Here is a 14,418-nt window from a genome sequence, read left to right on the forward strand (position 1 = left end):
ATTCAATTCAAGCCGGGGGGGCAGGGATATGCAGCAGCTTTGTTTCGATGTTAAGCCCCACTTTCTTGAGAACGTCATCTCTTACCTGATTGTAAAAGCGCCCATCCAGGACGCTACTCATCAGCCAAATGTTGGTCTTGTGTTCGTGGGTGACGCTCAAAACCGGCTGGTCGAGAATATCGATTGCAATCTCCTGAGCTGTTTTGAACGCCATTTGCAGGGTTACCACGGTCTTATTGTTGCGAATGATCGTCAGTAATGCGGCCGTGGAAACCGCTATGTCTGCGTAGGCATTGCTCACGGTGGCGTTACTTTGGAGTTTCTCGACGATTGCCCTGACCGCCAGTGAGTCAGGCTGGAGTCTTGTCAGTTGCTCAAATGCGTTGGCCAGCGCTAGCCGTTCATCTTGTGGCAGGGCACTCCCGGTGCTTTGCTCAACAATATTTAAAAGGCTGCTGTTTTCAAACTTGAGTTGCTGAGTCGCTCGGCTGCCAACAGCCCAGCCGACTTTTTGAACGGTATCTGTATAAGCTGGCCACGATATTTCACGGTTGCCACTTTTCTTTGAGGCCACCAGATCGCCCAGCAGGCTGGAGGCTAGTATGTCTTTCTTAAAGCTGTCCGTGTGCGAGCCGCAAAAGATCGTGATGTTTCCATTGACTAGGTAAATATCGAACGGTGCTTTTTTCATAAGTTTTTCCTGCGCAGAGGCTTGCGCGGTAGCATATTTAAATCGGCAATTTTATTGCCGATTTAAATATGTGGTAAAGCGATTAGAAGTCCGGCAGGTTTTCGATGAATTTTTGTCCGTCTGCCTGATATTTTTTATATACGGCGTTGCGTATCCCGGAGAACGTTTCAATATCAAGGTGAGTACGAACAGCACCTGTTTTGATAGTGGTGGACTGTCGGGTCGATTTCCAGAACAGGATACCGCGCGTGCTTTCCCTCGCATCGAGGGATATGCAGTTAAGGATCATGTTGGGTTGCCCATTTTTATCGACCCAGATGGGTGCGATATCGAATTTTGCCTGAGTGCCAAGCTTTTTGTTTTTCTCAAAAATGGTGATGGCACCCGGATTGTTTTGCACCATCTCAACTGCTTTTTTCGCAACGTTGCTCAGTATTTGAGCCGCATTACCGCCAATCAATCCTGCAGCCACTTCCAGGGCAACCTGATCCATCGTCAGGCCAACTCTCTTGATCGTGACCTCCTGTATGTTCCGGTTTTGAGTCACCCAGCCCAGTTTGCTCAGGCCGTCAACATAGTAGCGATACCACTCGAAGAGTTTTTCATCTTCGGGGTAGAGTTTGGTGGCGGCGTTTTGCATGACCAGTTTGCACAAATTGACGTCGTCGATGATTTCCTGCGAAACGCCGGGCAGGAAGGCATCGATAGTATCAGGCATGACGCTGGCAGTTGGTTTGTTGATATCATGTTCAGGTTTGTTCAAGAGCGTAGAAAATACAGGTGCCGAGCGCTGCGTGATGATAGGTAATGCTGGCAGGGAATCAATAAATTCGAGTCGTTGTTCAAGTAGCATGAAAGTAATCCTTTACTTATTGGTGTGAGCAGCCGGCTGGCTGTGGTTGTTAGAGTAGGTTTATAGATTTAAAAGTCTAGTTTTGGTTTGTAACTTCAGGTTTTAGTTGTGTTTGTTATTCGGCGTTTGTGATTGTTCTAATTCGTAGTGGTGAACTTAAGCAGTCGTTAAACTTGAAACACTTGAACTGTTGTCGAGGCGCTGATCAGCGCACCGCATGCCCGGACAACAATGCCTCCTCACGCAACCACGCAAAAAAAGCCCGAACCGGTGGATGTCGCTCACGCCCCGGCACGCACAGTGCGCTGTAGCCGGCTCCATCGACCTGGATTTCCCCCCGGTACGGCAACAACAGACCACTGGCCACGCTTTCCGACACCAGAATATTGCTTGCCAGCACCAGGCCTTGGCCGGCAATCGCCGCTTGCAGGGCGTAATGCTCTTCGTCGTATTCGCGCACGGCCGGCCGACCGCCCAGCCAGGTTTCGCCGGAGCGAGCGCACCAGGCCTCCCATCCGTGGGCATAGAGTTTGGAGTTGTGCCAGCGCACGCTGATCAGCGTCGGAGCGCGACTCGACGCCAGGGCCACTTGTTCAGGCGAACCGTAGACACCAAAGGACTCATCGAACAGGCACTGGCCGTAAAGGTTGGGGTAATCATCGAGGCTGTAGCGCAGCACCAGGTCGACACTGGCGTCCTGATGCAGATCGATGACTTCGCAGTGGGTATCGAGGCGCACGTTGATGTTCGGGTGTCGGGCGTAGAAACGTCCCAACCTTGGCACCAGCCACAGGGCGGCGAAGGCGGCGGTAGTGGAGACCGTCAGGCTGGCGCCACTGCGTTGCGGACGTAGTGTATCGACACTTTGCGCCACTTCCAGAAAAGCCCCATGCAGGCTCTGGAACAGCCGTTCGCCGCATTCGGTCAGGCGCACCTGGCGCGGCAGACGCTCGAACAATGGCACACCGAGCCAACTTTCCAGTGAGCGGATCTGGTGGGACACCGCCGTCGGCGTCACCGAGAGTTCTTCGGCAGCAGCCTTGAAGCTCAGCAGGCGTGAGGCTGATTCAAAAGCTCGCAGGGCGGTCAGCGGCAACGAGGCGAACATTGAACACTCCATGGATGAAATGGATTCATCCAGACTGATTTCTGCTCATTTGAGCGAGGACGGTAGTGAGCCTCAAGCTGCAAACCACAAGCCGTTTGAGTTTAGCCCTGAGGAGAGACAGATGAGTAGAATTCTTGCTATTCACGCCAGCCCCCGTGGTGATCGTTCGCACTCCCGGCGTTTGGCCGAAGTGTTTCTGGCGGCCTGGCAGGCCCGTCATCCACACGCGCAACTGACCCGACGCGAAGTCGGTCGTGCGCTGATTCCGCCGGTCAACGAGGCATTCGTGGCCGCCGCGTTTTACCCCGAGCCCGCCGCTCGGCCGCTGTCGATGCAGGCCGATCTGGCGTTCAGCGACGAACTGGTCGGCGAACTGCTTGGCCATGATGTGCTGGTGATTTCCACTCCGATGCACAACTTCAGCGTCCCCAGCGGCTTGAAAGCCTGGATCGATCAGATCGTGCGGGTGGGGGTGACCTTCGATCACACCCTGGACAATGGCGTGGCCCAGTACGAGCCGTTGGTGCTGGGTAAAAAGGCCCTGATCATCACCAGCCGTGGCGGCTTCGGTTTTGGCCCGGGCGGCGAGCTGGAAGCCATGAACCATGCCGACACGCTACTGCGTACGGTGCTTGGATTCATTGGCATCACGGACGTCACCGTGGTGGCTGCCGAGGGCGAGGAGTCCGCCGAGCGCAGCTTTCAAATCTCTGCCGCCGAGGCTGAGCAGCGCTTGTTGGCGCTGGCCGGAGAGTTCTAGATGGCCTGGCTGTTTCTGCTGGTCGCCGCCGGGTTCGAAGTCACCTTCGCCATGGGCATGAAGTACGCCGAGGGCTTCACCCGGCTCTGGCCTTCGCTGGTCACCGTAGTGGCCGCTGTGGGCGGGATCTATTTTCTGACCCTGGCCATGCGCGAGCTCCCGGTAAGCATTGCGTACCCGATCTGGACCGCCATCGGTTCGCTAGGCACGGTGTTTCTCGGTTTCGCGCTGCTGGGTGAAAGCCTGACCGTGATCAAGCTGGTTTCGGTCGGGCTGATCGTGGCCGGCGTGGTAGGGTTGAAGTAGGGCGGATGACATAGACTTGTCATCTTCGCTGGTGATGCTTGGCGGATGTCTTGCATCCAGCCTTGCGTCACCGCCCGACCACAAGGATGTCCGCCCATGTCGCAAGGTTCTGCCCCGCGCTACCCGCTGGTGTTGGTCCCGGGAATGCTCGGGTTCATCCGGTTGGTGCTTTATCCGTATTGGTACGGGATCGTCGAGGCGTTGCGCCACGGCGGTGCGGTGGTGTTCGCGGTGCAGGTATCGCCGCTTCATTCGAACGAAGTGCGCGGCGAGCAATTGCTGGCGCGTATCGAAGAAATCCTGCGGGAAACCGGGGCCGACAAGGTCAACCTGATCGGTCATAGCCAGGGCTCGCTGACCGCCCGTTATGCAGCGGCCAAGCGCCCGGACCTGGTGGCATCGGTGACCTCGGTGGCGGGGCCGAACCATGGTTCGGAGCTCGCCGATTACCTGCACGAACATTATCCCCACGAGAGCGTCCGTGGTCGTCTGCTGTGCTTTTTGCTGCGGATCGTCGGCGCGCTGATGGGGTTGTTGGATACCGGTTACCGGGGGCCGAAGCTGCCGGTGGATATCCATGCGTCCCATCACTCCCTCACCAGCGCTGGCGTCGCGCTGTTCAACCAGCGTTATCCACAGGGGCTGCCCGACACCTGGGGCGGTCATGGGCCGGAGGAGGTCAACGGCGTGCGCTATTACTCCTGGTCCGGCACCTTGCAACCGGGCATTACCGATCGCGGGCGCAACCTGCTGGATGGCACCAACCGCAGCTGTCGGTTATTCGCTAAAACCTTCGTCCGCGAAGCCGGGCATTGCGACGGCATGGTCGGGCGCTACAGCTCGCACCTGGGCACGGTGATTGGCGATGAGTATCCGCTGGATCACTTCGATATCGTCAACCAGTCGCTGGGGCTGGTGGGCAAGGGGGCTGAGCCGATCCGGTTATTTGTCGAGCATGCGGCGCGGTTGAATGCGGCGGGGCTTTAGACCGAGTTATCGTTCATCGCGGGCAAGCCCGCTCCCACAGGTTTTCGGTCGTTCGCAACAGACGGGTTCGACACAACACCTGTGGGAGCGAGCTTGCTCGCGATGGCGTCAGATCAGGCAACACTGACCTTGCGCCCCAACACCGTCGTCCAACGCTCGGAAACGATCACCCCGCCCAAGGTCAACACCCCGCCCACCAGGTGATACATCGCCAGTTGCTCATGCAGCACCACCGCCGCAATCAATGCGGTAATCAGCGGCAGCAAATTGAAAAACTGCGTGGTCCGGCTCGGTCCCAAACGCACCACGGCCTGCATCCACGCCAGCGGCGCGACCATCGAAGCCAGCAGGCAGGCGTACAGCACCAGTGGAATGTTCTGCAGGGTCGGGCCGACTTTCGGTGAGGCGATGAACAGCGGGAACAGCACCACCACGGCCACCAGCACCTGCAGATACAGAAGCACCAGCGGCGGCAGTTTCAGTTGCCACTTTTTCAACAGGGTGCTGTAGACCGCGTAGGCCAGGGTGGCGATCAGCATCATCGCATCGCCCAGGTTGACCCCGTGTTCGAGCAATGTGCCAAGGCTGCCGGACGACACCACCACCAGGACACCTGCAAACGACAGCACCGCACCGGCCAGGGCACCCATGGTCAGGCGCTGGCCGAGGCTGATGATCGCCATGGCGAGCGACATCAGTGGCATCAGCGACAGGATGATGCCCATGTTGGTGGCCGAGGTCAGGCTCGCGGCGAAGTACGCCAGGCTTTGATAGACCGCCATGCCGAGCACACCGAGGACAAAGATCTTGCCCAGTTTCGGGCGGATCTGCGACCAATGGGTGAGCACCGGTTTGAGCATGAAGGGCGTGAACAGCATCCCGGCCAGCAGCCAGCGGTAGAAGCCGATCTCGGCGGGGAAGATCGCCCCGGCCGACATTTTGGTGATCACGGTGTTGCCGGCCCAGATAAAAATGGCCAGCAGGGGATAAGCGTATTGCATCGGGAAAAACCAGAACGTTAATGAAGGGCAATTATCCGCTTGTCTGGATGCAAGCCTATACTTCGATCCAGACAACCGGCCCCTGATGACGGACAGCATGCGCAGTAAACACATCGATCTGCTGGATTTCAGCGAATTGCCTTCGGCGGTGTACTTCCGCTACGCCGATTTCAATACCCACGAATTCGCCGCTGCGCACCGTCATCCGTGGGGCACTCTGGAGTATGCGGCCCACGGGGTGTTGCACATGGATGTCGGCGGCAGCCGTTTCCTCTCGCCGCCGCAATACGCGGTGTGGGTGCCCCCCGAAATCGAGCACAGTTTCTACAGCCACCAGCCGATCAACTACCGTGCCGTTTGCCTGGCGCCGGCGGTCTGCGAGGATCTGCCACAACAGGCCTGCACGCTCGCCATCAGTGACATCCTCAAGGCGATCCTCAAGGACTTCGCCGTCCGTGACGTCAAAATTCCCGAGCAGGCCGCGGATAAACGCCTGGCTCAGGTTCTGGTGGATCAGTTGCAACAGGCGCCGGTGCATGAGTGTTACCTGCCCTATGCCAGCACACCGGGACTGCTGGGCATATGCGAGGCCCTGCAAGCCGAACCCGGTGACAACCGGCCCTTGGCGCATTGGGCGGCGCAGGTTCACGTCAGTGAACGGACCCTGGCGCGGCAGTTTGTCCGCGAGTTGGGCATGAGTTTTGGTGAGTGGCGTCAGCGTCTGCGATTCCTGGCCGCGATTGAAGCACTGGACAGCCATCGCAGCATTCAGGAAATCGCCTTCGACATGGGCTATAGCACCGGCTCGGCGTTTATCGCGATGTTCCAGCGTCAGGCCGGGTGCACGCCCGACTACTATCGACGCAACAAGAAGTTTTAACGCACTCGTTAAGAATTTTCATACAGCATTATCCGAAACAAACTTCATGGGAACAGAATTGGGGCGCTGTAGGCTTCGATCCTCTCTCTAAGTTTGCGAGTAATGATTGTGAAAAATTTGTTGTTGAAGTCTGCGAGTAGCCAAGATTATTTCGATATAAACCAAGAGCACAGTACTCACTACAACTTTATCAAAAGCGCCATTCCCGACTGGATTGTCGATTCTTCGCTTCAGCGGGTGGGTGATTTACGCAACACACCCAAAGTTATTCCCGCCTGGAGCAAAGCGGCGTCCCATACGGAACATGTGGCAGCGAAAGAAGCCACAAAGGTCAGTTGGCAGGCGCAGAACCAGGTCGACCGGATGCTCGGGAAGCTGCAAGATGCCGAATCCTTTGCCCAGCTACTGCTGACCAATGCCCTCAAGAAGCAATTCGGTGTAGTGGTCGATGTTCGTGAAATTTTTCTGCGGTTGTATTTTTCGGCTAAAACATCCGCTTGGGCATTCAATGTCACCGGCGGTGTCGGCAGTCGAACTGTCTCGTTACTTAACGCGTCTCTGCAAAATTTTGCCGAGGGCGAAGTATTTACCAGCGACTCTGCATTTATCACCAGGCCCGACGACATCGGGCGGTTTGAAATAAAGAAGTTGGGAATAACGATCGAACAGTTCAAGACGCTGTGCCGAACTCTGGATATTGGGTCCCAATATAAAAAGTATCTGGAAAGTTATCTGGCTCCCGAAGGTGCCATGGTCCGGGAGGCGGTGCAGCACCGCATCGTCGCCAGTCAGAAAAGCGCCATGAAAGCTGCAGCACATCTGGCATTGATGAAGAAGGACATCGGGGCAGCGGCCTACCTGACCGTGTTGAACATGGTCCTGGGTAAAAAGGGACTGGTGTGGGATGGCGGTCCCGTGCGTTTCTACCACTTGAGCATGCTCGACACCCGTCTGACAGGGATTGTACTGATCGCCGCCGATCTCGATACCCCCGGTGCGAATGTCCGGCGCGTCATTGCCTACGTACCGCACGATCCCGAGCATCCGCTGAAAGAGTATGCCTCGACGGCCGAGTTCGCGCTCGAACTGACTCACCAGCTACGGGGCAACGATCAGGCATCCGGCGCTTCCCGGCGCAGCTATCAGGCGTTTTTCAGTCGATTCGTGGATCATTACCAGCGTGGTCATTTCTTCGCCGCGCTCAACGCGAAACTGTGGGAAATCACTTACCACGGCACACAACCGGGCTCCAATCTGCCTGCCTGGCGCGAAACTCAAGTAGATCGCCCCGATTTGCGGATAGCCGCGGTATCGTTCGAAAACGATACCGTCAGCCGTTATAACGGCGATCCGTGGGTTTATCTCTATCAGCAGCAAGTTGACAAGATTTTTGCCGACGGGCGCGCGCTGGCCGTGACCACCGCCGATGCGGACAGTGCCGCACGTTGGGCGTGGATCGAAAACCTGGAAAAAATGCTCTCCGACATCATGCAGGTTGCCTTGCTCGTCGCGACCCCCTTTGTCCCGGTGCTCGGGGAGCTCATGCTGGGGTATATCGCTTATCAACTAGTAGACGGGGTCGTGGAAGGTGTCGTTGAACTCACCCAGGGCGAGTACGTTGAAGCGGCGGAGCATCTGGTCGGCGTCGCTGAAAACCTGGTTCAGTTGGGCACGTTTGCCGTGGGCGGTGCTATCGCCACTCAAGTGGTGAAGCCCAGGCTGTCGTCCTTCCTCGAAGGCGCCCGTCAAGTCACGCTCCGAAACGGTGAGCAGCGGCTATGGGGGAAAAATCTGCAGCCGTACCTGCAACAAAACCTGCGTCTGGCGACGGATTCCAAACCTGACCTTTACGGTCTGCATCAGCATCAGGGCCGGCAGATTCTGTCTTTGGACGATGATCATTTCGAACTCAAGTTCGATTCGCAAACCGGCAAACACCGGGTTCAGCATCCGACCCGTCCCGAGGCCTATCAGCCGGTGGCGGAGAGTAACGGTACTGGCGCTTTTGTAATCGAGGGTGAAACACCTCACACCTGGGATGCCGATGCGCTGATCAAGCGACTCGGTCCGTCGGTGGAGGGGTTGACCGACAAGTTCGGCGACATTCGCACTGTCAGCCGTGCCGATGTCGGTGCGCTGGTACGCATGTACGCCGATAACGAGCGGGCGATCCCTTTGCTCAGCGATACGGTGACCCGGTTCCGGATCGACCGGGATATCCACACCTTCATCCAAAACATCGGCAGCGCCCGTGCACAGGATTATTTGCAGGCCGACCCGCTCTGGCAGTTTCAATTGCTGGACGGCTTGTGGCCCGGCAGAGCGATTGAGCTCAAGGGGGCCGATGGACGAGTGCTGTACGCCATCGGGGTCGATGACGAACCTGTCTCTTTCTCTGTGAACCAACTGGCGGATACCGACCTGATCGACACCTTGCTGTTGTTTCTCGATGATGCCGAGACCCGGCAACTGCTGGGTGATGAGCCTGATGCACCGATCGGCAGCCGCACACAAAATGCCATGCGTTTGAGGGGGCAACTCGCGCAATTGGCAGAGCGGCGCAAGGCCTCGTTGTTCGAAAAACGTTACCGAGATGTCGGGCAAGCTGTCAGTGCCGAGGCAAGGTTCATCCAGGGCGAGGTTCCAGGAATGCCTGGTGTCGTTGCACAAGAGCTGGTCGCGCTGGCGCGCCCGGAGGAGTTGCAGGCGCTCAAGCTGCGCAGGCTTCCCGAGCGACTGCAAGGGTGCGCCGATTGGGCGCTCAGGGACGTGCGGATCAGCCGTGCGTACGAGGGTTTTTATCTGGAGTCGGTCGACAATCCGGACTTCGACGCCCTGGCGTTGCATTCCCTGGAAAACCTGCCGGGCTGGAATGCCAATGTGAGGATCGAGCTGCGTCACTACCGTTTCGATGGCCAACAACTGGACAGCATCGGCCCCGAGGATGCCGCCATCCGGCGTACGCTCGTCTTAAGCGAAAACGGGTTGATCCAGGCTTGCGACGAGCAAGGCAATGCCCTGCATTCGGGCAGCGATTTGTTTACCTCGATCCTGCAGGCATTACCCGATGCCGAGCGTGATGCGTTGCAGATTCATATCGGTCAGGGCCCGGTCCTGAGGGCTGCATTGCGCGACCATGCCCTGAAACCCTACAGGCTGTTAAGTGTTCTTTCCGGTTTGCCGGAGCTAAAAAAAGCGACGTTCGATCCGTCAATCATGCGCCTGCGCGGGGGCGCTCCGACGATGGGAGGCGAACTCGCGCGACTGCAAGAGGTCGGGCAGTATTATTCGCAGCATGTCTCCTTAGCCTTCCATCCAAGCGTCCCTTCGATAGATCGATACAACTTCCTGCGCGGTCTCAAACTGATGCACGAAACCTTGTACCTCGAATGCCCGAATTCACTTAAGTATGGGCTTTCCAGGGCGAACGGCGAGGGTGCCGAGGCCAATCTGCGAGCGGTACAAAGTATTGAAGTCTTGCCTGACCTGAAGAATCTGATGTCGCTTGAACAGTACCTGGCATTGATCGAGCGACTGTTCCCCGATAACGATTTTGTGCCACTCACGGAGTCGGAGCGCAATCTGGGGGCGCGCGCGCGCGATCTCGAGCAAACCGGGCGGCTCGATGAATATCAGGCGCTGCAACGCGCCGTGAGGGAAAACCTCCCGGTGTCCAGCGAGCAATGGGTGGCATTGCAGAACTATGCCGCTTACCTGGATACCGATGTCTCGACAGCTGTGCAGCCAGTCGAAGTGACACCCCAGGTCATGGCCAATCTGCGACAGGCACAGCGTGCCATCTATCGGGCCAAGGAATTGTTGCCGTTATCGGGCAACCAGTTGCCGAGCATCTGGGAAAAGGGTGGTTCGGCGATCGCGAAAATCAAGGGGCTGCGAGGACTGGATCTGCAGGAAGGTCAATTCACAGCACGGATGTCTCTCGCCGAACATGCGCGTAAAGCCATTGAAATCAAGGGAGGCAATTGTTCGGAAAACTCCAAGGTGACCTTCGCGCTGCTGGCCAGCCAACCGAGAACCTCGCGGATCCACCTCGTCAAAGCCACCGCATTCGATCATCAGTACGTGGTCATTGGCGATGACTTGACCGATCTCAAGCAACTGGTGGTTGCCGATTCGTGGCCGGAGTTTCCAGCCGCCCATACGGCGGACAAGGGCTATTTCGAGTTCGAACTGCCGGCCATTGCAACACTTGAACCCGGCCCCGCCAGCGCAGACTTTGCCTTTATCAACGACGTGCCGGCGGGACGGGCGGCGTTGCCGGAGGTTTCCCGGGACAACACCTTCAGGCAAATAAAAATGAATAAACTGTACAAGTCGGGGGCTTATGCCCAATTCACGTCATTGAAGCTATTGGGAACACAATTTTGTTTGTCGGGGGAAGTCGGAGTGTCGTTCGAGCGATTGCCCGTATCCGTGATCGAAAAACGGATTTCAGCCTTGGCGGGCTATAAGCAGGCATTCAAGGATGTGTTGGCTGAAGAGTCTGCGGCTACGTCCCCGGCGCAATGATCGTTTATGTCTGGAGGAAGGTGTAACAAGGCTTGACTACACTCCTCGTGAATGCCGCATCTCTCGATGCGGCGACACGGAGAAAACTCCATGAAGATAATGCGTGCCCCTTTGTTGATGATCGGTTTGCTGCTCTGTTCCCAAAGCTTCGCCGCCACAGACCAACAGAACAAGATGACCACCTGCAACGCCGAGGCGACTGCAAAAACCCTCAAGGGCGATGAGCGCAAAGCCTTCATGAGCAATTGCCTCAAGGCCACCCCGGCGGCCAACGGTGCTGGCAAAGCCTTGACCCCACAGCAAGAGAAGATGAAGACCTGTAACGCCGACGCCGCCACCAAAGCCCTCAAGGGTGACGAGCGCAAGGCGTTCATGAGTGATTGCCTGAAGAAGAAATAAGATCGGTTCAAGGGCAGTGGTGGCTGTGCTGGCTCCATCGCGAGCAGGCTCGCTCCCACATTTGTCCGGTGTACTCAGTTCCACTGTGGGAGCGAGCTTGCTCCGGGCGGCGCTCCGACGATGGGGCCGCAGAAGGCGCTGCAAGAAATCCTGAACCACCACTAAGGTCGCCCCACACAATCCCTAGTGCTCGCACCGGATCGCTGGCAGACTGCCAATCCTTTTTACGCCGTTCGTTTTTGAGGCTGTATGCCAACGTTTTCTCAGCGTCAAGTCTTGCTGGTCATCAGCTGGGTCATCATTTTTGGCGGACTGCTGCTGGTCCTGCCGCTGCGGTTGCTGCCCAGCCTGCTCGCCGGGTTGCTCGTGTTCGAACTGGTCAACATGCTCACCCCGCAACTGCAACGGCTGATCGAAGGCCGGCGTGCGCGCTGGCTGGCGGTGGCGTTGCTGGGGACTCTGATTGTCAGCGTGCTGTCGCTGATCTTTGCCGGTGCCTTCAGCTTCCTGCTGCACGAGGCGGAAAACCCCGGCGCGTCCCTCGACAAGTTCATGGGAGTGGTCGACCGCGCGCGCGGGCAATTGCCGCCGTTCATCGACGCCTATCTGCCGGCCAGTGCCGCGGAGTTCCGCGTGGCGATTGGCGAATGGGTCAGCAAACACCTCAGTGATTTGCAGCTGGTGGGCAAGGACGCGGCACACATGTTCGTGACCTTGCTGATCGGCATGGTGCTGGGGGCGATCATTGCCCTGCAGCGCGTGCCGGACCTGACCAAGCGCAAACCGCTGGCCGCGGCGTTGTTCGAACGTCTGCACCTGCTGGTTCAGGCGTTTCGCAACATCGTGTTCGCTCAGATCAAGATTTCCCTGCTCAACACCGTCTTCACCGGGATTTTCCTGGCGGTAATCTTGCCGATGTTCGGTATCAAGCTGCCGCTGACCAAAACCCTGATCGTGCTGACGTTCCTGCTCGGCCTGCTGCCGGTGATCGGCAACCTGATGTCGAACACCCTGATCACCATCGTCGGTTTGTCGTTGTCGATCTGGGTCGCTGTGGCGGCGCTGGGTTACCTGATTGTTATCCACAAGCTCGAATATTTCCTCAACGCGCGCATCGTTGGCGGGCAGATCAGTGCCAAGTCGTGGGAGTTGCTGCTGGCGATGCTGGTGTTCGAGGCCGCGTTCGGCCTGCCGGGGGTGGTGGCGGGGCCGATTTACTACGCGTATCTCAAGAGTGAGTTGAAGCAGGTGGGGATGGTTTGATCCGCTGGATCTTTGTTGGCTGATCTGGCGGCATCGCGAGCAAGCTCGCTCCCACAATGGACCTGTGCTCGCAGGACTAATGTGGGAGCGAGCTTGCTCGCGATAGAGGCGCCTCGGTTCTGGATCAGTCCATAGAGCCGTAACGCTTGGCCGCTTCAATCGCCAGACCGCTACCGATACTGCCAAAGATGTTCCCTTCCACATGCCGTGCATTCGGCAACATCGCCGAAACACTGTTGCGCAGCGCCGGAATCCCGCTCGAGCCACCGGTGAAAAACACCGTATCGACCTGATCGACCCGCACATCGGCGTCTGCCAGCAATTGGGTGACGCTGTTGCGCACCCGCTCCAGCAAGCTCTCGATGGCTGACTCGAACAGCGCGCGGCTGAGGTCCACGCTCAAGCCCGCTTCAATGCGATCCAGCGGCACGTGGCGATTGTCGGCGTGGGTCAGCTGGATCTTGGTTTCTTCCACTTCCATGGCCAGCCAGTGTCCGGCGCGCTGTTCGATCAACTTGAACAGGCGATCAATGCCGCCGGTGTCCTCGATGTCATAGCGCATGCTGCCCAGGGCCAGTTGCGATTTCTGCGAGTACACCGAGTTGATGGTGTGCCAGGTCGCCAGGTTCATGTGGTGACTGGTCGGCATGTAGGCGCCGCTCTTCATGCGGCTGCCGTAGCCGAACAGCGGCATCAGGCCTTGCAGGCTGAGCTGTTTGTCGAAGTCGGTTCCGCCGATGTGCACACCGCCGGTGGCGAGGATGTCCTCGTGGCGGTTATCCACACCCCGACGCTCCGGCGACAGGCGCACCAGTGAGAAGTCGGAGGTACCACCGCCGATGTCGACGATCAGTACCAGCTCTTCTTTCTCGATGGTTGACTCATAGTCGAACGCGGCGGCAATCGGCTCGTACTGGAACGAGACTTCCTTGAAGCCGATCTTGCGCGCCACGTCTACCAGGGTGTCTTCGGCTTCCTTGTCGGCCATCGGGTCATCGTCGACGAAGAACACTGGCCGACCCAGTACCACCTCTTCGAATTCCCGACCAGCGGCGGCTTCGGCGCGGCTCTTGAGTTGACCGATGAACAGCCCGAGCAGGTCCTTGAACGGCATCGCCGTGCCCAGGACGCTGGTGTCGTGCTTGATCAGCTTGGAACCCAGCAGGCTCTTGAGCGAGCGCATCAGGCGGCCTTCGTAGCCTTCCAGGTACTCGTGCAGCGCCAGCCGGCCGTACACCGGGCGACGTTCTTCGATGTTGAAGAAGACCACCGACGGCAGGGTGATCTTGTCGTCCTCCAGCGCGATCAGCGTTTCCACGCCGGGGCGCAGCCAGCCGACAGTGGAGTTGGACGTGCCAAAGTCGATACCCAAGGCACGGGCTGGAGATGCGTTGTTCATGTCTTTCAGGTTCCGGTTAAAAAACGGCCGCGCAGTGTATGTCAGAGCGCGCCAGATTCGAAGGCCGGTTATCTGCTAATTCTTCGCAGACAATGCCTTGAAAGATGGGGCATCCCCCCCAAACTACCCTGCATCAACCGGACAGCCGCGGGAGTGCTCGCAAGAAGCCCCGCCTGCTGCCGATAAACTTCTGCTGCGCCACCCGGTCACAAACTTGAGATCGGTCAAACCAATGGCTGCA

Annotated in this window: 12 protein-coding genes; 7 read left to right on the forward strand and 5 right to left on the reverse strand. The window is 57.9% G+C overall.

Going from position 1 to position 14,418, the window contains the following annotated elements; translation table 11 throughout:
- Positions 1 to 7: 7 nt before the first annotated feature.
- The 3 genes from PSJE_RS22410 to PSJE_RS22420 form a co-directional block, all read right to left on the reverse strand.
- The gene (locus tag PSJE_RS22410) at positions 8 to 691 is read right to left on the reverse strand and encodes a hypothetical protein (RefSeq protein WP_090452855.1); all 684 of its coding nucleotides are present in this window, start codon (positions 689 to 691) and stop codon (positions 8 to 10) included.
- Positions 692 to 773: 82 nt separating this feature from the next.
- Positions 774 to 1,544 (reverse strand): hypothetical protein, encoded by a 771-nt coding sequence (locus tag PSJE_RS22415; RefSeq protein ID WP_090452856.1) that lies wholly within the window; start codon positions 1,542 to 1,544, stop codon positions 774 to 776.
- 205 nt (positions 1,545 to 1,749) lie between these two features.
- The gene (locus PSJE_RS22420) at positions 1,750 to 2,664 is read right to left on the reverse strand and encodes a LysR substrate-binding domain-containing protein (RefSeq protein WP_167362848.1); all 915 of its coding nucleotides are present in this window, start codon (positions 2,662 to 2,664) and stop codon (positions 1,750 to 1,752) included.
- 109 nt (positions 2,665 to 2,773) lie between these two features.
- Between PSJE_RS22420 and PSJE_RS22425 the strand changes: the two genes are divergently transcribed.
- From PSJE_RS22425 to PSJE_RS22435, 3 genes are all read left to right on the forward strand, one after another.
- Positions 2,774 to 3,412, forward strand: a complete 639-nt coding sequence (locus tag PSJE_RS22425) for an FMN-dependent NADH-azoreductase (protein ID WP_090452860.1) — start codon at positions 2,774 to 2,776, stop codon at positions 3,410 to 3,412.
- A complete protein-coding gene (locus PSJE_RS22430) occupies positions 3,413 to 3,718 on the forward strand; it encodes a DMT family transporter (RefSeq protein WP_046039891.1) in 306 nt (101 codons plus the stop codon).
- A 96-nt stretch (positions 3,719 to 3,814) separates the two neighbouring features.
- The gene (locus PSJE_RS22435) at positions 3,815 to 4,705 is read left to right on the forward strand and encodes an esterase/lipase family protein (protein WP_090452862.1); all 891 of its coding nucleotides are present in this window, start codon (positions 3,815 to 3,817) and stop codon (positions 4,703 to 4,705) included.
- Positions 4,706 to 4,818: 113 nt separating this feature from the next.
- Here PSJE_RS22435 and PSJE_RS22440 read toward each other — a convergent pair whose 3' ends face one another.
- Positions 4,819 to 5,706 (reverse strand): DMT family transporter, encoded by an 888-nt coding sequence (locus PSJE_RS22440; protein ID WP_090452864.1) that lies wholly within the window; start codon positions 5,704 to 5,706, stop codon positions 4,819 to 4,821.
- A gap of 97 nt (positions 5,707 to 5,803) precedes the next feature.
- On the opposite strand from PSJE_RS22440, the gene PSJE_RS22445 reads away from it, so the two are divergent.
- The 4 genes from PSJE_RS22445 (at position 5,804) to PSJE_RS22460 (ending at position 12,778) form a co-directional block, all read left to right on the forward strand.
- Complete coding sequence (locus PSJE_RS22445; protein ID WP_090452866.1) at positions 5,804 to 6,586, forward strand: AraC family transcriptional regulator; 783 nt, start codon at positions 5,804 to 5,806, stop codon at positions 6,584 to 6,586.
- A 102-nt stretch (positions 6,587 to 6,688) separates the two neighbouring features.
- Positions 6,689 to 11,116 (forward strand): dermonecrotic toxin domain-containing protein, encoded by a 4,428-nt coding sequence (locus PSJE_RS22450; RefSeq protein ID WP_090452867.1) that lies wholly within the window; start codon positions 6,689 to 6,691, stop codon positions 11,114 to 11,116.
- A 90-nt stretch (positions 11,117 to 11,206) separates the two neighbouring features.
- Entirely contained in the window at positions 11,207 to 11,515 is a 309-nt protein-coding gene (locus tag PSJE_RS22455) for a PsiF family protein (protein WP_057712202.1), read from the forward strand.
- 249 nt (positions 11,516 to 11,764) lie between these two features.
- On the forward strand, positions 11,765 to 12,778 hold the full coding sequence (locus PSJE_RS22460) for an AI-2E family transporter (RefSeq protein ID WP_056725372.1): 1,014 nt from the start codon (positions 11,765 to 11,767) through the stop codon (positions 12,776 to 12,778).
- Positions 12,779 to 12,902: 124 nt separating this feature from the next.
- On the opposite strand, the gene PSJE_RS22465 is transcribed toward PSJE_RS22460, so the two are convergent.
- The gene (locus PSJE_RS22465; RefSeq protein ID WP_057712201.1) at positions 12,903 to 14,177 is read right to left on the reverse strand and encodes an Hsp70 family protein; all 1,275 of its coding nucleotides are present in this window, start codon (positions 14,175 to 14,177) and stop codon (positions 12,903 to 12,905) included.
- Positions 14,178 to 14,418: the final 241 nt, after the last annotated feature.

Origin of the sequence: Pseudomonas jessenii (assembly GCF_002236115.1) — a bacterium.
GTDB lineage: Bacteria > Pseudomonadota > Gammaproteobacteria > Pseudomonadales > Pseudomonadaceae > Aquipseudomonas > Aquipseudomonas jessenii.